Raw genomic sequence first — 20,764 nt, forward strand, 5'->3', positions numbered from 1 at the left:
GTTGGCGGGTGTGCCCCCTCTCAGGCTATGCTAGCCTGAGAGGGGCGGGCGCATCAGATATCGAGCGTATTCTCACGCTCCCAGCGGCTGAAATGGGACACGAAGGAATTCCATTCGCGCTTTTTCAGCTTCAGGAAGGCGGCAGAGAAGTCGGTGCCCATCATCTCCATCAGTTCTGAATCCGCCTCATAGGCGCGCAGCGCATCCAGCATGTTCAGCGGCAGTTTCGGCGCGCCCTCGACCTTATGGCCTTCGGCATACATGTCGATATCCCAGCGCTTGCCGGGGTCAGCCTTGGAATGAATGCCGCTCATGCCCGCTGCGATGATGACGGCTTGCAGCAGATAGGGGTTGGCCGCGCCATCGGGCAGGCGCAATTCAAACCGCCCCGGCCCGGGCACACGCACCATATGGGTGCGGTTATTGCCGGTCCATGTCACCGAATTGGGCGCCCATGTGGCCCCGGACATGGTGCGCGGCGCATTGATGCGCTTGTAGCTGTTCACTGTGGGGTTGGTGATCGCGGCGAGGGCGGAGGCGTGTTTCATGATCCCGCCAAGGAAATGCGCGCCTTGCTCAGACAGGCCCAACTCTCCCGTGGGGCCAGTGCCGTTATTGGTGGCGAACGCGTTCTTGCCTGCATCGTCCCAGACAGAGATATGCACATGGCAGCCATTGCCGGTCAGCCCCTCAATGGGTTTGGGCATGAAGGTCGCGCGGAAGCCATGCGCTTCGGCCACGGATTTGACCATGAATTTAAAGAAACTGTGCCGGTCGGCTGTTACAAGCGCATCGTCAAAATCCCAGTTCATTTCGAATTGGCCATTGGCGTCTTCATGGTCGGTTTGATAGGGGTTCCAGCCCAGTTCCAGCATATAGTCGCAGATTTCGCGTATCACCTCGTAGCGGCGCATCACGGCCTGTTGGTCGTAGCAGGGCTTTTCGGCGGTATCGAACGGGTCGGAAATCTGCTTTCCATCAGGGGTCAGCAAGAAGAACTCCGCCTCGATCCCGGTCTTGACATGCAGCCCTTCCTTCGCGGCCTCGGCAATCTGGCGGCGCAGCACGTTGCGGGGGGCCTGGGCCACATCCTGCCCTTCCATCACACAATCTGCCGCGACCCATGCCACGTCAGGCTTCCACGGCAGTTGAATGACCGACGCCGGGTCCGGCACCGCCAGCATGTCCGGATGCGCGGGCGTCAGGTCCAGCCAAGTGGCAAAGCCCGCAAAGCCTGCGCCATCTTCCTGCATGTCGGCAATGGCCTGTGCAGGCACCAGCTTTGCGCGCTGATAGCCGAAAAGATCGGTGAAAGAGATCATGAAATATTTGACGCCGCGTTCGGCTGCGAATTTTGCAAGATCTTGTGTCATGCTGTCCTGTCCCTGTTGGTCGCGTGTTTAAACAAGTGAAAACGCGGGCCAGACCTGTGTCTGACCCGCGCGGGTTTCAGTAACCAGTGCCGGGCTTGCCCGGGTACCAGTCTGTGCCTGCCAGCGGCACCTGCGCCATTGCCGCCGCTTCCATCGTCAGGGCACACAGGTCTTCTGGTTCAAGATTGTGAAGGTGGTTGTGACCACAGGCGCGCGCGATGGTTTGCGCTTCCAGCGTCATCACCTTCAGGTAATTGCGCAACCGGCGACCGGCCTCGACCGGGTCCAGACGTGCGGCAAGATCGGGGTCTTGCGTGGTAATACCCGCCGGATCGCGGCCTTCGTGCCAGTCGTCATACGCGCCGGTTGTGGTGCCCAGTTTCTGATATTCTGCTTCCCATTTGGGGTCATTGTCCCCCAGTGCAATCAAGGCGGCCGTGCCGATGGCCACGGCATCTGCGCCAAGTGCCATTGCCTTGGCCACATCCGCGCCCGTGCGAATCCCGCCCGAGACGATCAGTTGCACTTCGCGGTGCATCCCCAGATCCTGCAGCGCGCGCACGGCCGGGCGGATACAGGCCAGTGTCGGCAGGCCCACATGCTCGATGAACACATCCTGCGTGGCGGCGGTACCGCCCTGCATCCCATCGAGGACCACAACATCCGCGCCCGCCTTGACCGCCAGCGCTGTGTCGTAATAGGGCCGCGTGCCACCCACCTTTACATAGATCGGCACCTGCCAGCCGGTAATCTCGCGCAGTTCCAGGATCTTGATTTCCAGATCATCCGGGCCGGTCCAGTCGGGGTGGCGGCAGGCTGAGCGCTGGTCAATCCCTTTGGGCAGGGTGCGCATTTCCGCCACGCGGTCTGAAATCTTCTGGCCCAGCAACATGCCGCCGCCGCCCGGTTTCGCGCCTTGGCCCACAACGATTTCAATCGCATCGGCGCGGCGCAGGTCATCGGGGTTCATACCATAGCGAGACGGCAGGTATTGATAGACCAGCTTGCTGGAATGGCCGCGTTCCTCAGGCGTCATGCCGCCATCGCCCGTGGTGGTTGAGGTGCCCGCCGCGGACGCGCCGCGCCCCAGCGCCTCCTTGGCCTGTGCCGACAGCGCGCCAAAGCTCATGCCTGCAATCGTGACCGGAATATCCAACTCGATGGGTTTTTTTGCAAAGCGCGTGCCAAGGGTCACGCGGGTGTCGCATTTCTCGCGGTATCCTTCCAGCGGGTAGCGGCTGATCGAGGCACCCAGAAACAGAAGGTCATCGAAATGCGGAACCTTGCGTTTGGCACCGCCACCGCGAATATCATAAATTCCAGTCGCCGCCGCACGCCGGATTTCGGCATTTATCGGGTTTGAAAAGGTCGCGGACTGGATGGGCACAGTCTGCGGAATGCGTTTGTCGTGTTCATTCATGACCATGTATCCTTAATAAGCCGCAGCGTTGTCGACATCAAAATTATAAAGCTTGCGGGCTGAACCGTAGCGGCGGAATTCTTCTGGTTTGGCGTCTATTCCGGCACGCGCCAGCAGGTCGCGCAGGATTTCCAGATGTTCAGGGCGCATTTCCTTCTCGATGCAATCCGCCCCAAGGCTTTTGACCGACCCGCGCACGAACAGCCGCGCCTCATACAGCGAATCGCCCAAAGCATCACCCGCATCGCCGCAGACGACCAGATTGCCTGCCTGCCCCATGAAGGCCGACATATGCCCGATATTGCCCTGCACCACGATGTCGATGCCCTTCATCGAAATTCCGCAGCGCGATGCCGCATTGCCCTTGATGACCAAAAGGCCGCCGCGCCCGGTCGCTCCGGCATATTGGCTGGCATCACCGTCAATGATGACTGTGCCCGACATCATGTTCTCCGCCACACCCGGCCCGGCAGAACCGGTGACATGGACTGTTGCCTGCTTGTTCATACCCGCGCAGTAATAGCCGGTGGAACCGCGTACAGTGACCTCAATGGGGGCATCCAGTCCGACCGCAATCGCATGTGCGCCACGCGGGTTTTCAATTTCCCACTGGGTTGCATTGGTCTGGTCCTTCTGCGCCTGAAGCGTCGCGTTCATCTCGCGCAGAGTTTGTGTTGCAAGATCAATTGTTTGCATGGGTCAATGGCTCCAGAAATAGACAGTTGCAGGCTCGGGTTCCCAGACGCGGGCCGTCTCGATCCCCGGCAGATTGACCAGCGCGCGATATTCAGACCCGAAGGCGACATATTGATCGGTTTCGGCCATCACGGCGGGTTTGCAGGCAATCGGGTCGCGCACCACGCCAAATCCGTCCTTGGTGCCCACAACGAAGGTAAAGAACCCGTCGAGATCGTCCAGGGTGCCTTCCAGCGCCTCGCCCAGTGAGGCGCCGTTGTTCATCTTCCATGTCAGATAGGCCGCGCCCACTTCGGTGTCATTCTGGCTTTCGATCCGCACCCCTTCGCGCCGCAATTTGCGCCGCCAGTTGTTGTGGTTGGACAGCGAGCCGTTATGCACAAGGCACTGATCCGACCCGGTCGAGAACGGGTGCGCACCTTGCGTTGTGACCGCAGACTCGGTTGCCATGCGGGTATGGCCAATGCCATGCGTGCCCGACATTTCCGCCAGATTGAAGCGCGCGGCCACATCCTTGGGCAGGCCGACAGCCTTGTAGATTTCAACATTTGTGCCATCGCTCATGACGCGCAGGCCCGGGCGCAGATCGGCGAGGGCGGCGCGGGCATGTTCGGCCTTGTCGGCAGGCAGGCTTAGAACCGCATGACTGTCTGCGCGGCGCAGGTCAACTTCCGCGCCGATGGCCGCGCCCAGATCGGCTGCGAGCGTGGCAAAATCTGCATCCGCCTGATCTGACTGCACGGTCAGCTTCGACTGGCCCGCAGTCTCGCCCCCATAGATGGCGATCCCGGCACTGTCAGGGCCACGATCGGTCATGGTGACCAGCATATCTGTCAACAACTTGCCTAATTCAGGTTCCAGAGATTTGTCTTTCAGGAACAATCCAACAATTCCGCACATCTGTGCTGCTCCTTTTACGGATTGGAGTTTTGACGTCAGACTAGGTGTAGCCGCGGATAAGTTCAACTTGCAAGAAACATTTTTTCCTGTCGGGTGATAAATTGCCGGAATTTTGTGCAAAACCATTGCATGCACAGGCGCAATGCATGCGCAAATCCAATATCGAGGGGCGCATGTCAGCGCCACACTGGCGCGACTCGCGCGCCTGATGTGACGGTTTTGTAAATTTGATGGATGGTTCGAAACCGGCGCGGGGCTTCAGCCCATTGCGTAGCCAGCACCGCGCACAGTGCGTATGGGGTCGTCGCCGCCTGCTGCGCATAGCGTCTTGCGCAGGCGTCCGACATGCACATCAACCGTACGCGTGTCGATATAAATATCGCGCCCCCAGACCCGGTCCAGCAATGCCTCTCGCGTCCAGACTTTGCCGGGCCGTTCCATGAAGGCCGCAAGCAGCCGGAACTCTGTCGGCCCAAGATGCAGGTTTTCATTGCCACGCATCACGCGGTAGCTGTCGGGTTCAAGCCGAATGTCGTTATATTGCAGGGCCTGGCCTGTGCTGGTCGGGCGCAAACGGCGCAGGTTGGCGCGCACGCGCGCGATCAATTCGGCCACCGAATAGGGTTTGATGATGTAGTCATCCGCGCCCGTATCCAGCCCGCGCACGCGGTCGCCTTCTTCTGAGCGGGCAGACACCATGATGATTGACGCTTCGCGCCCCTCTGGTGTTGCCCTGATCTGGCGGCAGGCTTCCAGCCCTGACAGGCGCGGCAACATCCAGTCCAGCAAGATCACATCGGGGCCTAGTTCCGCCACCGCCAACACGGCTTCCTCGCCGTCCTTGGCGGTTGCAATGCGAAATCCCGCAGCTTTCAGATTGTAGCTGAGCAGCGCAACCTGTGCAGGTTCGTCATCGACGATCAGAACCAGCGGGGTATCGACATCGGACATCAGTCTACTCCTTCGGGGCCGCAATCGTCGCTGTGGAATGACCCTTTTCGCGCGGCCCGGCATGTCTGCCTTCGGTGACAAAGATCACCTGTTCAGCGCCATGCGTGACCAGATCGCCCATGCGTTCGATATTCTTGGCGATAAAGACGTAATGCAGACATGGCGTGATATTGCGCGGGTCTTCCATCATATGGGTGATGAATTCACGAAACAGCGCATTGGTCATATCATCCACTTCAATATCGCGGCTGATGACATCGCGGGCAAGTTCCGCATCCATCCGCGCGAAAGAGTCCAGCATGTCTTTCAACATCTGCCCGACCAGCCGCGCCTGCCGGCGCAGCGCACCTGCCGCCCCTTCGATGATCGGCGCATTGATCAGGATGGGCACGCGCTTGCCCATGTTCTTGGCGTAGTCACCCAACCGCTCCAACTCGCCCGCCATTTTCATCACGGCGACAGCGGCGCGCAGGTCATCAGCATGGGGCTGGCGTAGCGCCAGCAGGCGCACGACCTGATTGTTGATTTCTTCCTCAGCGGCGTCGATCAGCTTGTCACCCTGCACAACCTGCGCGGCAAGATCTTCGTCGCGGTTTTCAAGCGCGCGGGCGGCATTCATGATTGCTGCCTCGACGTGCCCGCCCATCGCCAGAACGTTCAGGCTGATGGCTTCAAGATCACGATCAAAGGCCGAAAGCGTATGCGGTTTCATGGTGTTGGTCCTTCTCCACGAGTACGGGATACTGCCGGGATATGACAGGGATGTGACAAGTTTCAGCTACAGGGCAGGATAGTGTCAAATCGCGCCCCTTGCCCAGGCTGGGATTGAATGACAAGGCGCCCGCGATGACGCCCCAGAATGTGTTTGACGATGGCCAGCCCAAGCCCGGTGCCACCACTGTCGCGCGAGCGCGCCTTGTCCACGCGGTAAAACCGCTCAGTCAGGCGGGGCAGGTAGATCGGCTCTATACCCTCGCCGTAATCCCTGATCGAAATGCGCAGAACGGCGCTGTCATAGCCGGGCATTGTGGCCAGATGCTGTCCCGTAATCTCGACCCGACCGCCGCTGGCGCCGTATTTCAAGGCATTCTCGATCAGATTGTGATAAACCTGAACAAGCTGGTCATAATCGCCGGGAATTTCGGGCAGGTCAGGCAGATCGCATGTCACTGTCAGCCCCGCATTCTCGATCTGCGGGCGCAATGCCGCCAATGTTGCGCGGATGACGGAGTCCAGCGCAACCGCGCTGCGTGGCCGGATCTTCTCGACGCTTTCCACCCGCGACAGAGACAGCAAATCCGCCACCAGCCCGGTCATGCGCGACGCCTGTTCTGCCATGATGCCCAGAAATTCGGCCCGCGCCTGCGGGTCGTCGCCTGCCGGGCCTTGCAGTGTTTCGACAAACCCGGCCAGAACGGTCAGGGGCGAGCGTAACTCGTGGCTGACATTGGCCACGAAATCGCGTCTTTGCGCGCTGGCTGCTTCCAGATCAGAGATGTCGCGCAAGGTGATGACGGTTCGCCGACCATCCATGCGCCGCGCTGTGACCTGCCAGATTGCCTCGGCCTGTGCGCCATGCGAATGGAAATTGGCGCTTTCCCCATCAGACCCGGCCAGAACCCGTTCCAGCATGGCCGATACCTCGGGCTGGCGCAAATGTGCGCGCAGCTGTGCCCCGCGTATGCGCACGCCGAACAGGTCGATGGCTGGGGGATTGGCTGCGATCACAAACCCCTCGGAATCGGCCAGCAGGACCGGATCGGGAAAGGCAGAAATCAGGGCCTGCAATGCCGTGTCGTTCATCTAGGGTTATCCAAACCGCCCGGTGACATAGTCATTGGTGCGGCTTTTCTTCGGATTGGTAAAGATCGTTTCGGTATCGCCAAACTCGATCAGGCGGCCCAGATACATGAAAGCGGTATTATCCGACACCCGCGCGGCCTGTGCCATGGAATGCGTGACCATGACAATGGAATAGGTGCCTTTCAACTCCTCGATCAATTCCTCGATCCGCGCGGTTGCAATCGGGTCCAGTGCGGAACATGGCTCGTCCATCAGCAGCACTTCGGGGTCAGAGGCGACAGCGCGCGCGATGCACAGGCGCTGTTGCTGGCCACCTGACAGCCCCAGCGCACTTTCCTGCAAGCGGTCCTTCACCTCTTTCCACAAGGCAGCCTGTTGCAGCGCGCGTTCGACAGTTTCATCAAGGATGGATTTCTTCGTCACACCATCCACCCGCAGCGGGTAGGTGATGTTGTCATAAATCGACATGGCAAAGGGGTTGGGCTTTTGAAACACCATCCCCATGCGCTTGCGCAGCGCGATCACATCGACGCCCTTGCCGTAAATGTCGAAGCCGTCCACCGTGATCCTGCCGTCAATCCTTAGCCCGTCGACCAGGTCATTCATCCGGTTCAGGCAGCGCAGCAAGGTGGATTTCCCGCAGCCGGACGGGCCGATAAGCGCCGTGACCTGCCCTTTCTGGATTTCCATGTTGCAGTCATACAGGGCCTGCGATTCACCATACCACAGGTTGAAATTCTCGATGCTCAGGCAAGGGCCATCGGCACTTTTCTTGACATGGTAAGAGGTTGGTTCGAATTCTATCGTGTCCATGATGCTCTCTCAGAACTGGCCGGTTGCGTATTTGCGTTTCAGGCGGTTGCGGACGATGATGGCTGTTGCATTCATGGCAACGATCAGGCTCAGCAGCAGCAGCGTGGTGACAAAGACCATTGGCTTGCCCGCTTCAGAGTTGCGCGACTGAAAGCCCACATCGAAGATATGAAAGCCCAGATGCATGAAGCTGCGGTCAAGGTGGATGAAGGGGTAAAAGCCGTCAATGGGCAGGGCAGGGGCCAGTTTGACCACACCCACCAGCATCAGCGGGGCCACTTCGCCTGCGCCGCGCGCCATCGCCAAAATCATGCCGGTCATGATGCCCGGCAGCGCCTTGGGCAGCACCACATAGCGGATGGTCTGCCATTTCGACGCACCACAGGCCAGCGACCCTTCGCGCATGGATCGTGGCACGGCGGCCAAAGCCTCTTCGGTCGCCACGATCACCACAGGCACCGTCAGCAGTGCCAGCGTCAGCGAGGCCCACAGAATGCCACCCTTGCCAAAGGTCGGGTTGGGCAGGCTTTCAGGGTAGAACAACTGGTCAATCGTGCCGCCCATCGTATAGGCAAAGAAACCCAGGCCAAAAACGCCGTAAACAATACTGGGCACGCCAGCTAGATTGTTGACGGATATGCGTACAATCGACGTGATGCGCCCCTGTTTGGCATATTCACGCAGGTAAAGCGCGGTGATCACGCCAAAGGGCGCCACAAAGACCACCATCAGCAGGGTCATGGCGACAGTGCCGAAAATGGCAGGTAGCACGCCGCCTTGTGTGTTGGCCTCGCGCGGTTCGGTCGAAACAAACTCCCACCAGCGTGAGAAATAGATGCCCAGCTTGTCGGTGAACCCGATCGTATTAGCCGGGAAGAACCGCACGATCTGGCTGATCTCCGGCTCGATCGAGCGCCCGCCCACCTCTTCCAGTGTTACGCGGTAGCTTTGGTCAAGGGCGCGGATTTCGTTTACACGCGCCTGCAAGACCTGAAATTCAGCCTGCAATTCGGCGATCCGTTCCTGTGAAGCGGCAATTTCGGGGGCTGCGGCCTCTTCACCCTGACGCAGCAGCGCGCGGCGCTGGTTCAGGCGTTCGCGCTCTATCAGATGGTTCAGACGCCCGATTTCATTGCGTTCGATCTGACGGATTTCGTTGAACCGCGCGCGCGCAGCGCGCTGTTCACGCGCAAATACGGTGGGGTCGTAGTCCATGGACTGACCCGCGATTTGCATCCCCGCAATGCGGCCAACAAACACGCCCCAGGTCTGACGCTCGAAATAATAGAAATCATCTGGCTGCGAGACGCTTTCCGTCTCAAAATCCGCAACCCACTGGAAGTCGTCGCCATAGAGGTCGAAATTCGCGGTCTGATACAGAGTGCGATAAGCGAACCCGTCATTGGCCTCAACCTCGGCGCGTATCTCGGGGTCAAGGCGGGGCAGATCAGGGCGAAAAATCGTGCCGCGGCGTTCCACACCGGCGATGACGCTGCCATCGCTTAACTCTATCCTGTCAATCGGTTTGGGCCAGAAAGTTGTGGCGCCATTATACAGCACCATCATCAGAAAGCCCGCGATCAGGATGATTCCAAGCGCCAATGCGCCGCCAAACCCCCATAGCGCAGGCTCTCCGGCGGCTGACAGGTCCGCCGAAAAGCGGCGCACGCGTCTGCGCTTCACAGCGTCTTTCGCGGCAACGCCAGCAGCCCCGGCTGCGCCAGATGCGGGTGGCATTTGTTCGTTCAAGCTGGTCATATCTGTCCCCAGGCCCAAGATTTACAGATTGAAGGCGCGCTTGCGAAAGCGCTGGCGGATCAGCTCCGCGCCGGTATTGATGATGAAGGTCATGATGAAGAGCGTGAGTGCGGCAAGGAACAGCACGCGGTAATTGGTGCCGTCCTTCACTGCCTCGGGCAATTCAATCGCGATATTGGCCGAAAGCGTGCGCAGGCCAGAGAAGATGTTCCATTCCATAATCGGCGTGTTGCCTGCCGCCATGACCACGATCATCGTCTCACCCACGGCCCGGCCCATGCCCATCATCACCGCCGAGAATACGCCCGAGGCCGCTGTGGGCAGCACGACCCAGCGCGCGGTCTGCCACGGTGTCGCCCCGCAAGCGAGTGATGCTGCGCGCAAATGGCCGGGCACTGAATTCAACGCATCTTCGGCCAGCGTGTAGATATTCGGGATCACGGCAAAGGCCATGATAAAGCCGACCACAAGTGCGTTGCGTTGCTGATAGCTGTCGATGAAAGACCCGCGCGGGTCATAACCGATCAGTGTCAGGAAGGATGCAAAAGCATAGGACAGCAGCATTGCGCCCAACAGCATGGCAATCCAGCGCCCCGCGTCGAACATACCCGCGCGGGAACGGTCCATGCCGCCGATAAGATCGCGCCAGTGGTGGCCATACAGTTTGCGAAACGCCCAGCCGATGATCAGATAGGACAGTGGCAGCAAAATCAGGAACATAAACGGTGTACCAGTGCCGATGCGTCCTGTCGTCCAGGCCTTGAAATCGCCGTAGAACAATACCCGCTCAAAAGCGGGGCCAAGGCTGGCCGCGACCCATGCGGTTACCAGAATGGACAGGCCCATCAGCACGAATTTCGGGAAACCGTCATATTTCAGCGCTGTGCTGGCGGGCAGCGCCTGCCAGGCAACGGCCCCGATCATCAGCCCGGTCGGCAAGGCAAAGAAGCCCAGCAAGACTGCCCCGATCCATTCTTCCACCAGGGGCGCCAGTACCAGCGCCGCGATGAAGCCAAGCACCACCGTGGGCAGCGATTCCATCATCTCCATCATTGGCTTGACGGTGCCGCGCACACGCCTGTCCACAAATTCAGACGTGTAGATTGCCGCCATCAGCGCGATGGGCACGGCAAACAGCATGGCATAGGTCGCCGCCTTGATCGTGCCGAAAATCAGCGGCACCAGCGAGTATTTCGGCTCTGCCAGGTCGGTCCCGGCAGTGGATTGCCAGACAAAAGTCGGCTCCATATAGCCTTCGTACCAGATCTTGCCGAACAACACGCCCAGCGTGACCTCGGGGTGGCGCTGGACGTATTGCCAGGCCTCGACCTCGCCGCCTTGCGACACCAGCATCACACCGTTCGAGCGTGGGAAGATCATCCCGCTGGAATCTGTGCTGGCATCACCGGACCGCGCCAGTTCAAACAGCACCTGATCAGAGGTTGAGTGATAGACCCAGACATTGCCTTCGGCATCAATGGCAACAAATTCTTTCTGACGCTGCGCCTCGGACAGATCGACAATCGCCGCTGGCATTGCGCGATGCGTGCGTGCGCGAATCAACTCGCGCCCGTCGGTCGTGCCGGCCGTGCCGGTTTGCAGGCGGAAGAATGCGTTCAGTCCGCCGTCTTCGGTCCCAACGATTAGCGTGTCTTCACCAGACAGAAAGGTCATGGCGGTGACCGCAATCCCATCATCGGCCACGCGCCGCACTTCGGCCAGCATTGGCGAATTCATGTCACGCAGGTCATAGCGGAACACATAGCCGTCGCTGCTGGACACGATGGCACGGTCGCCTGTGCCGGACAGCAAAAGATTGGTGACGCTCGCATCTGCCGCAAGCCCGACAAGCGGTGGCAGTTCGGTTGTTGTTGTGGTGACGGTTTCTTCCCCTGTCATCATATTGGTCTGCACGCGCGACTGGCTGACCCGCACCTGGTTGTCGGCATCTACAGTGGCAAATGCGATGGTGGGCCTCTCGCGCGTTCCGCCTATGCGGTAGTCAATCGCAATGATCGGCTGGTCCGAGATTTGCTGCGAATCGCCTAATTCGATCACCGCAGACAGGGTTCTGAAATCCCCTGTGCCAACTTCAGTGAACACACGCCCGTCCAGCATCCGGTCGCGTGCGTCGATCTGTGTCAACCCGCTTGGCAGGGCGCGCCGCGCTGTTGTCTCTGTCTCGACACCCAGCGTTGCAAAGCGGACCGTTCCGTCATCAAAGCCAAAGGCCACGCGGTCGCGCTGCAAGGTGCCGGCAACGGCTGTGACACCTGCACCACCGAAATCAAACTGTTCGCGCGCGACCTCTGTGCCCGTGGGGATATGATAGGCGATGACCCGGCCTTCGGCGGCCACAGCAATGCCAAGTGTCTGGAATTCATCCCCATTTATCCAGATCACGTCCTGCTGTGTGTCCAGCTGGTAGCGGGTGTTGCCTTGCAACTCACCGCCCGCCATCAGCGGCATGACAACACGAAACAGGAACACCATGATCCCGAGGACGGCGACAATCACCATCAACCCGCCGACTGTGATAACCCCCTTTGCAAGGTTTTCACCAATCTTCACACTGGCGCGGGTTGTCATGCGCCGCTTGCGTGCAGCCATGCCGCGCTCACTGGTGGTGGGGGCCAAATCGCTCATGTTGCGTGTCCATGCCGTTAGAACAAAAAAAGGGTGGGGCAGCACGCGCCACCCCACCTGATCCGATCAGACCCTTAGTTCAGGCCGAAGGCTTCCAGATCAAGATCTGCAATGCGTGCCGTCACGGGGAAGAAACCCGCGCGCACCACATCCTGCTGGCCCTGCTGGCTGTAGACATAGCGCACGAATTCAGCGCGCAGTGGCTCCAGCTCGGCATTGGGGTCTACATTCATGTAGACATACAGGAAGCGTGCAATCGGGTATGTGCCTTCCGGGGCATCTTCGGTCGTGTAGCATGTGCCATCTTCGCCGCGGATTTCCAGCGCGCGAACATCAGCCGTGCCATAGCCTACGCCGGAATAGCCGATCCCGCCGATATCAGAGGCAACGCCCTGAATAACAGTTGACGAACCGGGCTGTTCGCGGACATCGGGGCTGTAATCGCCGCCAAACAAGGCAACTTCGCGGAAATAGCCATAGGTGCCAGAGGCAGAGTTACGACCATAGGTCGAGATCGAGCGATCCGCCCATTCGCCGGTTGCACCCAATTCGCCCCATGTCGTGATGGGGGCATCGGCGCCGCCTGCGCGTGTGGACGAGAAGATGGCGTCGATTTCCTGCATCGAAACACAGGTCACAGGGTTGTCGCGGTGCACGAAGACACCGATTGCATCAATCGCGCCGCGCATTGGCAGTGGCTCATAGCCGTAACGCGCTTCGAATTCCTCGATCTCGGTGCCACGCATCGGGCGCGACATCGGACCGAATTGGGCGGTCCCTTCGACCAGAGCGGGCGGTGCTGTGCCCGAACCGGCACCCTGAATCTGCACCGCAACATTCGGATAGAAGCTGCGGAAGCCTTCGGACCAAAGTGTCATAAGGTTGTTGAGCGTGTCAGAGCCGATGGATGTCAGGTTACCCGACACACCCGAGGCCGCTTCATAAACGGGCAGGTTGGGGTCGACGTTCTGGGCGTTGGCAGCCGTGGTCAGGGCCAGCGCGCTTGAGGCAAGCAGCAGCGAAAAACGTGTCATGTCATCTCCTGTCACGTGGTGACGTCAGTTTTTTCAAATAACGTGCCAACGCAGACCATCAGCACGACGCCCTTTCCCTAACGCGGCGATGTGACAGGGATACTAAGGTTTTGTAACAGTCATATGACAAGTCGCCCGGCGGTCTGCGCGCATGCGCCAGCGCTGGCCATTGGCAGGTTACGTGTCGCGGATCTGTGGGTCAGGTCGATGGTACGGGGCGGTTGTCGCGCACGCGGAACGTGTTGATCTTGCGCCGGTCTTCATCCGGGGGCAGGCCGTAGGTTTCCAGATAGCGCTGGCGAAACGGGCCAGCGCTGGCATAGCCGATGGCAAGCGCAATCTCGGTCATGGATTTATTGGAATACATCACCAATTGCCGCGCGGCGGCCAGCCGCAGGTTGCGGTAATAGCTCAAGGGGCTTTTGCCGGTCAGCGCCTTGAACAACCGTTCCAGATGGCGCGGCGACAGGCTGATCTGGTCGCATATATCAGCAATGCTGATCGGGTCTTCCAGATTCTCGGACATGATCTGCAAAGCGCTGGCGACAGGTTCTGGCAGCATATCGGATGTTGCCGCAGCGCGCAGGGCAGGAGTTTTCTGGCGCACGCCCGCACCGCGCACAAGCGGATGCTGGAACCAGCAGGCCACCTCGGTCATCACTTCTGGCCCAAGGCGCTGGTCAATCAGCATCAGCGCCGCGTCAAAGGCCGCCGCGGCACCCGACACGGTCAGCCGCCGCGCTTCGGCCACGATCACGTCGTCTGTGGTGCGAAGGTTCGGGAATTCATTGGCAAAGGCATTGGCATAGCACCAGTGCACCGAGGTCAGGTGTCCTTCCAGCAGGCCCGCACGCGCAAGCGGAAACACACCGCCACTGACCCCGCCCAGCACTGTGCCGTGCCGTTCGGCCGCGCGCAACGCTGCATTGCCCGCGCGCGGATTGGCAAAGCTGCCATTGGGCGGCGACAACACGATCACATGAGTCATTCCGCGCAAGGCAGTCAGATCGGCCGAGGGGTGAAACGCAACCTTGGCGCTGCTTTCCACTGGCGCGCCATCTTCCGTTATCAGCGACCAGTGAAACGCCTCGCGCCCAGATATCTCATTGGCCGCGCGCAAAGGTTCTATCATCGAGGTCAGGCAGGCCATGGGGAAACCGGGAAAGATCAGAAAACCCACATGCGGGTTTTCAGTCTGTCGTAGCGCGTTTCTGTGCTGCTGCATTGCTGAACCTTCCTGTTTCCCGTCAGCGCACTGCGCCATAACGCCGGTCTTGCGTCATGACGCTGTTACATCAAGCTTTCCACAAAACCTCAGCAGCGCAAAGTGCTCACACGTGCCCAGCGCGTATGTCAGTTTTTGCAAGGTCCGGTCGAATGGCGCACGACCAGATTGACAGGCAGTTGCACGCTGCGATCGGGTATTGTCGTCCCGGCTTCCAGCCGCAGCAGCATCAGCGCTGCAGCCTCGGCCCCGATCCTTGCGGCCGGAATGTCAACTGTGGTCAGCGACGGGGCCAGATGCGCGGCGAAATCGACATTGTCGATCCCGGCAAAAGAAATGCTTTCAGGAACATCAATGCCGCGACCCTGCGCCTCAATCATTGCACCAATGGCCAGCAGATCCGCTGTTCCGATAATCGCACTGGGGCGCGGCACCATTTCCAGAAGCGTCATGCACCCTGAACGCCCTGCCGACAGGGTCAGGGGTTGCTCACTGATCTGGGTCTGCGCCAGAATGATGTCATTCTCCAGCAAAGCCGCACGGATGCCATTCACGCGCGCGGCCTGCCGGTCGTTGTTGCGAAGGTGGCCGCAAATCACCCCGATTCGGCTGTGCCCCAGATCCATCAGATACCGCGCGACCAGATAGCCCGCCTGATAACTATCGACCAGCACCCTGTCGCATCCGGCGCGCCCTTCCCACATCTGGATCAGGGGAACACCAGCGGAATCCAGCAGGGTCCGGGTGGATTGCGGCCTGTCACCGCCCACGACAATCAGCCCGTCCACCCCGTGCGAGATAAGCTGGGCTAGCGCGCTTGCCTCATTGGTGGAATCGTATTCATGGGACGCGATCAGCAGTTGATACCCATTAGCGCTGAAGGCGCGCTGCATTTCCTGCAAAGTTGCCGAAAAGATCGGTGAATTCAGCGTCGGCACTACCACGCCGATTGTATTGGACCGGCCCGATACCAGCGCGCGGGCGCGGCGGTTGGGCACATAACCTAAGCGCGCGGCCACATGGCGAATCCGCTCCAGCGTGTCCGGCTGCAACAGCCCCGGCTGCGACATCGCACGCGACACGGTCGCAATAGAGGTTTCCGCCTCTCGCGCCACATCAGCGAGCGTGGGTTTTCGCCTTGATGACATTATTTCATCCCAAACATGAAAATTTACATTACCATTTTTAGCTTAAATTTCAGCTAAAACAATAAATATATATTTTAAAGTTGACAGATTGATGCAAAATATGAAAGCGTTTGCATAGTCTTTGAGGGGGGATGTCGTGCCACGCAGGGTTTCAATCGGATTGATTACGATTCTTGTGGTCTGTGTCATCTGGTATGCGGTGACCACGGGGCTGGGCCTGATCCCTTCGGGTCGTTTTCCGTCACCGGCAGAAACATGGTCAGCCTTCATCCATGTATCCGGGCGGGGCTATGGCGGTGGCGACCTGACGCTGCATGTCTACAACTCTTTGCGCCTAGTTGTGCTGGGCTTCCTGTTTGCAATTGCTACCGGCGTGCCGCTTGGCCTGCTGATGGGGTGGAGTCGTACGGCAGAGGCGTTGATCAACCCGATCTTCCTGATCATTCGTCCGATCCCGCCGCTGGCATGGATTCCCCTGGCGATTCTCTGGTTGGGTCTGGGTGATGCCGCCAAGATGATGGTGATCTGGTTTTCGGCCTTCGTGCCTTCGGTCATCAATACCTATGCAGGTGTGCGCAACATAGACCGGCCTGTGATTGAGGCCGCCTATATGCTGGGCATGCCAAAGACGCGCTTTGTGGGCGAAGTCCTGATTCCCGGTGCCAGCCCGATGATCTTTACAGGGCTGCGGCTGTCGCTTCAGGCATCATGGACCACGCTGGTCGCGGCCGAACTGGTGGGCGCGTTCTACGGCATTGGCCGGGTTCTGAACGTGGCGCAGCAAGACTTGTATCCGGGCATGATTCTGGTGGGGATGATCGCGGTCGCCATACTGGGTTGGGGCACCACCCGCCTGTTGGGGGTGGCCGAAGCCTATGCGCTGCGCTGGAATACCGCCGCTCTGGCTGCGAAAGGATAATCCCATGCAAAAGCAGATCTCCTTCACACGATCGGTCGTTCTGGGGCTATTGGGCTTGGGCAGCTTTATCGGGCTATGGCATGGTCTGGCTGTCAGCGGGATGATTTCGAATGTCTTCCTGCCTTCGCCGGTAGAGGTGTATGACCGCTTTACCACCTTGCTGGACCGTCGCTTTGCCGGTGCGACCTTGCAGGGGCATCTTTTCGCAAGTTTCCAGCGTTTTGCCTATGGTTTCCTGCTGGCGGCCTTGATCGGCATTCCGCTGGGCCTGCTGATGGGGTGGTATCAGCTTCTGGATGAAATCGTCTCGCCCCTGTTTGACGCGCTGCGTTTTGTTGCGCCGATAGCATGGGTGCCCTTCGCGGCGCTGTGGTTCGGCACGGGCATTGGCGGGCCGATCATGATCATCTTTGCGGGGGCCTTTCCGCCCTGCGTGATCAACGCCTATCGTGGCGCGAAATTCGTCGATCCGCGCCTGATCGAGGCGGCGAACATGCTGGGCACGCCTTCGCATCGGGTGATCCGCGAAGTGCTGCTGCCGTCGTCGGTTCCCTCCATCATCTCGGGGCTGCGCGTCTCGGCAGGGCTGGGCTGGCAATCGCTGGTGGGGGCTGAACTGATCGTGGCTTCGGCCGGGGTTGGTTACATGATGGTGCAGGGGCAGGCTAATATTTCAACGACGACGGTGATGGCCGGGATGGTCGCAATCGGGCTGGTCGGGCTGGCGCTGGACAGCGCGCTGCGGCTGGTGGAACGCATCATCCAGCGCAGGCGCGGTCTGGAAAACTGACAGGGATAATGGGGGTAATCGAATGGGTGTGATCCAGTTCAAGGGCGTGAACAAGATCTTCGGTCCGCGCGAGACGGGGTTTCAGGCCCTTCAGGACATCAATATGGAAATACGCGACAAGGAATTTGTCGCGATTGTGGGGCCGTCTGGCTGCGGCAAGACCACCTGTCTGCGCATGGTCGCCGGGTTCGAGCCTGCAACCGATGGCGTGGTCACGGTTGATGGCACGCCGATCAAGCGCCCCGGCCCCGACCGCGCTGTGGTGTTCCAGCAATTCGCCCTGTTCCCGTGGAAATCGGTCTATGACAATATCGACATGGGCTTGCGTAACCTCAATGTCAGCCGGTCAGAACGCGAGTCGCGGATCGCGGACATTCTGAACCTCATGAACCTGACGCAATATGCCAAACATTTCCCGCACCAGCTATCAGGCGGGATGCAGCAGCGCGTCGCGATTGCGCGCGCCTATGTGCTGGACCCCGATGTGTTGCTGATGGATGAACCCTTCGGCGCGCTGGATGCGCAGACCCGCGTGGTCATGCAGGAAGAACTGGTGCGCCTTGCGCGCAAGAACCCGCGCACTGTGCTGTTTATCACCCATGCGGTTGAAGAGGCCGTCTATCTTGCCGACCGCGTGGCGATCATGACGCGGGCACCGGGGCGGATCAAGGAAGTGCTGGACATTGCCAGCATCCGCAATGCCGAGGACTGGGACAGCCATGAGAAGATCGAGGATGTGATGGATCTCGAAAGTTTCGTGCATTTGCGCACGCATATCTGGCGCAGCCTGCGCGAGGAAAAGGCGGCTCAACACGCCTGAACTATTGAACGACCACAACAGAGGAGGAACTACCGATGAAACTGACTTTCAAAGCGCTGGCCCTTGCGACAGCGGCAAGCTTCACGGCCCATGCACCTGCGCAGGCCCAAGACCTGACCCCCATCAACCTGAGCTATCAGCCTGCCCTCTACTGGGCGCTGCCCTTCTATTTGGCGACCGAATTCGGCTGGTGGGCCGATGTCGGCCTTGACCCAAGCTTTACCACTTTCCCTGCCGGTGCGCCCCAGATCGCGGCGGCGCAGGCCAATGACTGGGATGTGGGTGGCACCGGGTCGGTTCCGGCTGTGCTGGGGGCCGCGCGTTTCGGACTTCAGACTGTGGGTATCACCAATGATGAAAGCCGTGGCAACGCGCTGATGGCCACCAATGACGCGATTGAGGGTTTCCGTGCCGACCCTGACAGCATCCGTGGCGAGCGGATTTTGCTGACCACCAACTCCACTGTCGATTTCGCGACCCAGTCTTGTCTGGAACAGTGGGGGCTTAGCCAGTCTGATGTGGAATATGTCAATCTGGCGCAGGCTCAGGTGATTACCGGCATCATCGCAGGCGAAGGCAGGCTCGCTGGCGTCTGGGCACCCAACACCTATACGTTGCAGGAACGCGCCAATAGCGACTACCTGTGTTCGGGTGCGGATGCGGGCGCGATTGTGCCCGGCGCATTGGTTGTGCGCCCCGGCTTTGCCGAAGAGCACCCCGAACGTGTGGCGGCCGTTCTGGCAACCTTCCTGCGCGGTGTTGTCTGGGCGCGTGAAAACCCCGAAGAAGCCCGCCGTCATCTGGTCGATTTCTACTCTGATGGCGGGGTCGAGATTTCGGACAACGCAATCAACGCCGAATTCGACCTGCGCCCGACCTTCAATCTGGAAGAGCAACTTGCCATTCTGGACCGCTCGGACGGGCATAGCGATGTCGATCAGTGGCTGACAGCGATTGGCGACTTCATGACCTCGGTGGGCACCACAGAGACAACGCCGGCTGCCGAAGATTACATCAACCCAAGCTTCATGCAGATGGTCATGGACGACCCCGAATTGCGGGCCATTGCCAATAACGAATGATGCACTCAATGACCTGCCGCCCGTTTCGGGTGGCAGGTCCCAACCCCAGAGGATGACGAGATCAAGATGGCGATCACCTATCTGAAAAAAGCTGACAAAACGCCGGAAACCGAGTCTGCACAGGCGCAGGCTGTGGTCACCGAAATGCTGTCGCGGATCGAGGCCGAGGGCGAGGATGCCGTGCGCGCCTATGCCAAGACGCTGGACAAGTGGGACGGCCCCATCCTGATCACCCGAGAGGAAATGGACGCCCGCGCCGCCGAGGTGCCTGAACAGGTCAAGCAGGATATCGCCTTTGCTGTGGAACAGGTGCGCGGCTTTGCCCTCGCACAGCGCGATTCGGTCCGCGATTTTGAGATGACCATGCCCTCTGGCCTGACAGCGGGGCAGAAATGGGTGCCGTGCAATGTGGCCGGGTGCTATGTACCGACAGGGCGCTATGCACATATCGCCTCTGCCTGCATGTCAGTGGCAACAGCCAAGGCGGCAGGCGTGAAAACGGTTGTGGCCTGTTCAACCCCATATCGCGGCGGCGCGATGCATCCCTATGTGCTCTATGCCATGCGCGAGGCAGGGGCCGATATTGTCATGACCTTGGGCGGTGTGCAGGCGATTGCCAGCATGGCCTATGGCCTGTTCACCGGCCAGCCCGCCGATGTGATTGTCGGTCCGGGCAATAAATTCGTGGCCGAGGCCAAGCGCATGTTGTTCGGCAAGGTCGGCATAGATGTCTTTGCCGGCCCGTCCGAGATTGGCATTCTGGCTGACAAGACAGCAGACCCCGAAATCGTGGCCGTCGATCTGGTCGGTCAGGCCGAGCATGGCCATGAATCGCCCGCATGGCTGTTCACCGATGACCGCGCCTTGGCCGAAAAAGTCATGGCCCGTGTGCCCGAACTGATCGCAACCCTGCCCGAACCCGCGCGAGAGGCCGCAGATGCCGCATGGCGCGATTATGGCGAGGTTGTCTTGTGCGACACGCGCGAAGAACTGGTCAAGGTGTCGGATGATTACGCGTCCGAGCATCTGGAAATCCATTGCGCCGATCTGGACTGGTGGATGGATAACCTGACCAATTATGGCAGCCTGTTCGTGGGCGAGGAAACGACCGTGGCTTATGGCGACAAATGCTCTGGTCCCAATCATATCCTGCCCACCAAATACGCGGCGCGCTATTCGGCGGGGCTGTCGGTGCATAAATTCCTCAAGCCACTGACATGGCAAAAGGCTGACCGCGAGGCCAGCAAGGAATTGGCCATCCGCACGGCCCGCATTTCGCGGCTGGAAGGGATGGAAGCCCATGCCCGCACCGCCGATGCGCGCTTGGCCAAATACTACCCCGGTCATAATTTCGACCTTGGCGCGCCGGTCGAGTCGATCTCTTAA

The 20,764-nt window shown here is 59.7% G+C and carries 18 protein-coding genes; 5 read left to right on the plus strand and 13 right to left on the minus strand.

Features of this window, described 5'->3' with window-relative positions; all coding sequences use genetic code 11:
- Nucleotides 1–53: 53 nt before the first annotated feature.
- From glnT to EV660_RS02825, 13 genes are all read right to left on the minus strand, one after another.
- The gene (gene glnT / locus EV660_RS02765; protein ID WP_071481495.1) at nucleotides 54–1,373 is read right to left on the minus strand and encodes a type III glutamate--ammonia ligase; all 1,320 of its coding nucleotides are present in this window, start codon (nucleotides 1,371–1,373) and stop codon (nucleotides 54–56) included.
- A gap of 76 nt (nucleotides 1,374–1,449) precedes the next feature.
- Nucleotides 1,450–2,793, minus strand: coding sequence for an FMN-binding glutamate synthase family protein (locus EV660_RS02770; RefSeq protein WP_071482275.1), 1,344 nt, complete (start codon nucleotides 2,791–2,793; stop codon nucleotides 1,450–1,452).
- A gap of 12 nt (nucleotides 2,794–2,805) precedes the next feature.
- The gene (locus tag EV660_RS02775) at nucleotides 2,806–3,489 is read right to left on the minus strand and encodes a GltB/FmdC/FwdC-like GXGXG domain-containing protein (protein WP_071481494.1); all 684 of its coding nucleotides are present in this window, start codon (nucleotides 3,487–3,489) and stop codon (nucleotides 2,806–2,808) included.
- Nucleotides 3,490–3,492: 3 nt separating this feature from the next.
- Entirely contained in the window at nucleotides 3,493–4,389 is an 897-nt protein-coding gene (locus EV660_RS02780) for a class II glutamine amidotransferase (protein ID WP_071481493.1), read from the minus strand.
- A 258-nt stretch (nucleotides 4,390–4,647) separates the two neighbouring features.
- Entirely contained in the window at nucleotides 4,648–5,340 is a 693-nt protein-coding gene (gene phoB / locus EV660_RS02785; RefSeq protein ID WP_071481492.1) for a phosphate regulon transcriptional regulator PhoB, read from the minus strand.
- A gap of 4 nt (nucleotides 5,341–5,344) precedes the next feature.
- Complete coding sequence (gene phoU / locus EV660_RS02790; RefSeq protein WP_071481491.1) at nucleotides 5,345–6,052, minus strand: phosphate signaling complex protein PhoU; 708 nt, start codon at nucleotides 6,050–6,052, stop codon at nucleotides 5,345–5,347.
- A gap of 62 nt (nucleotides 6,053–6,114) precedes the next feature.
- Nucleotides 6,115–7,143, minus strand: coding sequence for an ATP-binding protein (locus tag EV660_RS02795; protein ID WP_071481490.1), 1,029 nt, complete (start codon nucleotides 7,141–7,143; stop codon nucleotides 6,115–6,117).
- Between the two features lie 6 nt (nucleotides 7,144–7,149).
- Nucleotides 7,150–7,956, minus strand: a complete 807-nt coding sequence (pstB, locus tag EV660_RS02800; RefSeq protein ID WP_071481489.1) for a phosphate ABC transporter ATP-binding protein PstB — start codon at nucleotides 7,954–7,956, stop codon at nucleotides 7,150–7,152.
- 9 nt (nucleotides 7,957–7,965) lie between these two features.
- Entirely contained in the window at nucleotides 7,966–9,714 is a 1,749-nt protein-coding gene (pstA, locus tag EV660_RS02805; protein ID WP_084635141.1) for a phosphate ABC transporter permease PstA, read from the minus strand.
- Between the two features lie 21 nt (nucleotides 9,715–9,735).
- A complete protein-coding gene (locus EV660_RS02810; protein ID WP_071481488.1) occupies nucleotides 9,736–12,360 on the minus strand; it encodes an ABC transporter permease subunit in 2,625 nt (874 codons plus the stop codon).
- 74 nt (nucleotides 12,361–12,434) lie between these two features.
- The gene (locus tag EV660_RS02815) at nucleotides 12,435–13,394 is read right to left on the minus strand and encodes a PstS family phosphate ABC transporter substrate-binding protein (protein ID WP_071481487.1); all 960 of its coding nucleotides are present in this window, start codon (nucleotides 13,392–13,394) and stop codon (nucleotides 12,435–12,437) included.
- A gap of 199 nt (nucleotides 13,395–13,593) precedes the next feature.
- Entirely contained in the window at nucleotides 13,594–14,619 is a 1,026-nt protein-coding gene (locus EV660_RS02820) for a GlxA family transcriptional regulator (RefSeq protein WP_232727303.1), read from the minus strand.
- Nucleotides 14,620–14,747: 128 nt separating this feature from the next.
- Nucleotides 14,748–15,767: a LacI family DNA-binding transcriptional regulator gene (locus EV660_RS02825; protein WP_071481486.1), complete on the minus strand. Its 1,020-nt coding sequence runs from the start codon at nucleotides 15,765–15,767 to the stop codon at nucleotides 14,748–14,750.
- 136 nt (nucleotides 15,768–15,903) lie between these two features.
- Here EV660_RS02825 and EV660_RS02830 point away from each other — a divergent pair, with 136 nt between their 5' ends.
- From EV660_RS02830 to hpsN, 5 genes are all read left to right on the plus strand, one after another.
- Nucleotides 15,904–16,686, plus strand: coding sequence for an ABC transporter permease (locus tag EV660_RS02830; RefSeq protein ID WP_071481485.1), 783 nt, complete (start codon nucleotides 15,904–15,906; stop codon nucleotides 16,684–16,686).
- A 4-nt stretch (nucleotides 16,687–16,690) separates the two neighbouring features.
- Nucleotides 16,691–17,476 (plus strand): ABC transporter permease, encoded by a 786-nt coding sequence (locus tag EV660_RS02835; protein ID WP_071481484.1) that lies wholly within the window; start codon nucleotides 16,691–16,693, stop codon nucleotides 17,474–17,476.
- Nucleotides 17,477–17,498: 22 nt separating this feature from the next.
- A complete protein-coding gene (locus tag EV660_RS02840) occupies nucleotides 17,499–18,296 on the plus strand; it encodes an ABC transporter ATP-binding protein (RefSeq protein ID WP_071481483.1) in 798 nt (265 codons plus the stop codon).
- Between the two features lie 35 nt (nucleotides 18,297–18,331).
- The gene (locus EV660_RS02845; protein ID WP_071481482.1) at nucleotides 18,332–19,378 is read left to right on the plus strand and encodes an ABC transporter substrate-binding protein; all 1,047 of its coding nucleotides are present in this window, start codon (nucleotides 18,332–18,334) and stop codon (nucleotides 19,376–19,378) included.
- A gap of 66 nt (nucleotides 19,379–19,444) precedes the next feature.
- Complete coding sequence (gene hpsN, locus EV660_RS02850) at nucleotides 19,445–20,764, plus strand: sulfopropanediol 3-dehydrogenase (protein WP_071481481.1); 1,320 nt, start codon at nucleotides 19,445–19,447, stop codon at nucleotides 20,762–20,764.

This window comes from Roseinatronobacter bogoriensis DSM 18756, assembly GCF_004366635.1.
Taxonomy (GTDB): Bacteria; Pseudomonadota; Alphaproteobacteria; order Rhodobacterales; family Rhodobacteraceae; genus Roseinatronobacter; species Roseinatronobacter bogoriensis.

Excerpts from the sequence above, each read along its gene's own strand:
- glnT (WP_071481495.1), bottom strand. The coding sequence starts at position 1,373 with ATGACACAAGATCTTGCAAAATTCGCAGCCGAACGCGGCGTCAAATAT.
- phoB (WP_071481492.1), bottom strand. The coding sequence starts at position 5,340 with ATGTCCGATGTCGATACCCCGCTGGTTCTGATCGTCGATGACGAACCT.
- EV660_RS02815 (WP_071481487.1), bottom strand. The coding sequence starts at position 13,394 with ATGACACGTTTTTCGCTGCTGCTTGCCTCAAGCGCGCTGGCCCTGACC.
- EV660_RS02820 (WP_232727303.1), bottom strand. The coding sequence starts at position 14,619 with ATGCAGCAGCACAGAAACGCGCTACGACAGACTGAAAACCCGCATGTG.
- pstA (WP_084635141.1), bottom strand. The coding sequence starts at position 9,714 with ATGACCAGCTTGAACGAACAAATGCCACCCGCATCTGGCGCAGCCGGG.
- EV660_RS02840 (WP_071481483.1), top strand. The coding sequence starts at position 17,499 with ATGGGTGTGATCCAGTTCAAGGGCGTGAACAAGATCTTCGGTCCGCGC.
- EV660_RS02845 (WP_071481482.1), top strand. The coding sequence starts at position 18,332 with ATGAAACTGACTTTCAAAGCGCTGGCCCTTGCGACAGCGGCAAGCTTC.
- pstB (WP_071481489.1), bottom strand. The coding sequence starts at position 7,956 with ATGGACACGATAGAATTCGAACCAACCTCTTACCATGTCAAGAAAAGT.
- phoU (WP_071481491.1), bottom strand. The coding sequence starts at position 6,052 with ATGAAACCGCATACGCTTTCGGCCTTTGATCGTGATCTTGAAGCCATC.
- EV660_RS02795 (WP_071481490.1), bottom strand. The coding sequence starts at position 7,143 with ATGAACGACACGGCATTGCAGGCCCTGATTTCTGCCTTTCCCGATCCG.
- EV660_RS02770 (WP_071482275.1), bottom strand. The coding sequence starts at position 2,793 with ATGAATGAACACGACAAACGCATTCCGCAGACTGTGCCCATCCAGTCC.
- hpsN (WP_071481481.1), top strand. The coding sequence starts at position 19,445 with ATGGCGATCACCTATCTGAAAAAAGCTGACAAAACGCCGGAAACCGAG.
- EV660_RS02835 (WP_071481484.1), top strand. The coding sequence starts at position 16,691 with ATGCAAAAGCAGATCTCCTTCACACGATCGGTCGTTCTGGGGCTATTG.
- EV660_RS02775 (WP_071481494.1), bottom strand. The coding sequence starts at position 3,489 with ATGCAAACAATTGATCTTGCAACACAAACTCTGCGCGAGATGAACGCG.
- EV660_RS02810 (WP_071481488.1), bottom strand. The coding sequence starts at position 12,360 with ATGAGCGATTTGGCCCCCACCACCAGTGAGCGCGGCATGGCTGCACGC.
- EV660_RS02780 (WP_071481493.1), bottom strand. The coding sequence starts at position 4,389 with ATGTGCGGAATTGTTGGATTGTTCCTGAAAGACAAATCTCTGGAACCT.
- EV660_RS02825 (WP_071481486.1), bottom strand. The coding sequence starts at position 15,767 with ATGTCATCAAGGCGAAAACCCACGCTCGCTGATGTGGCGCGAGAGGCG.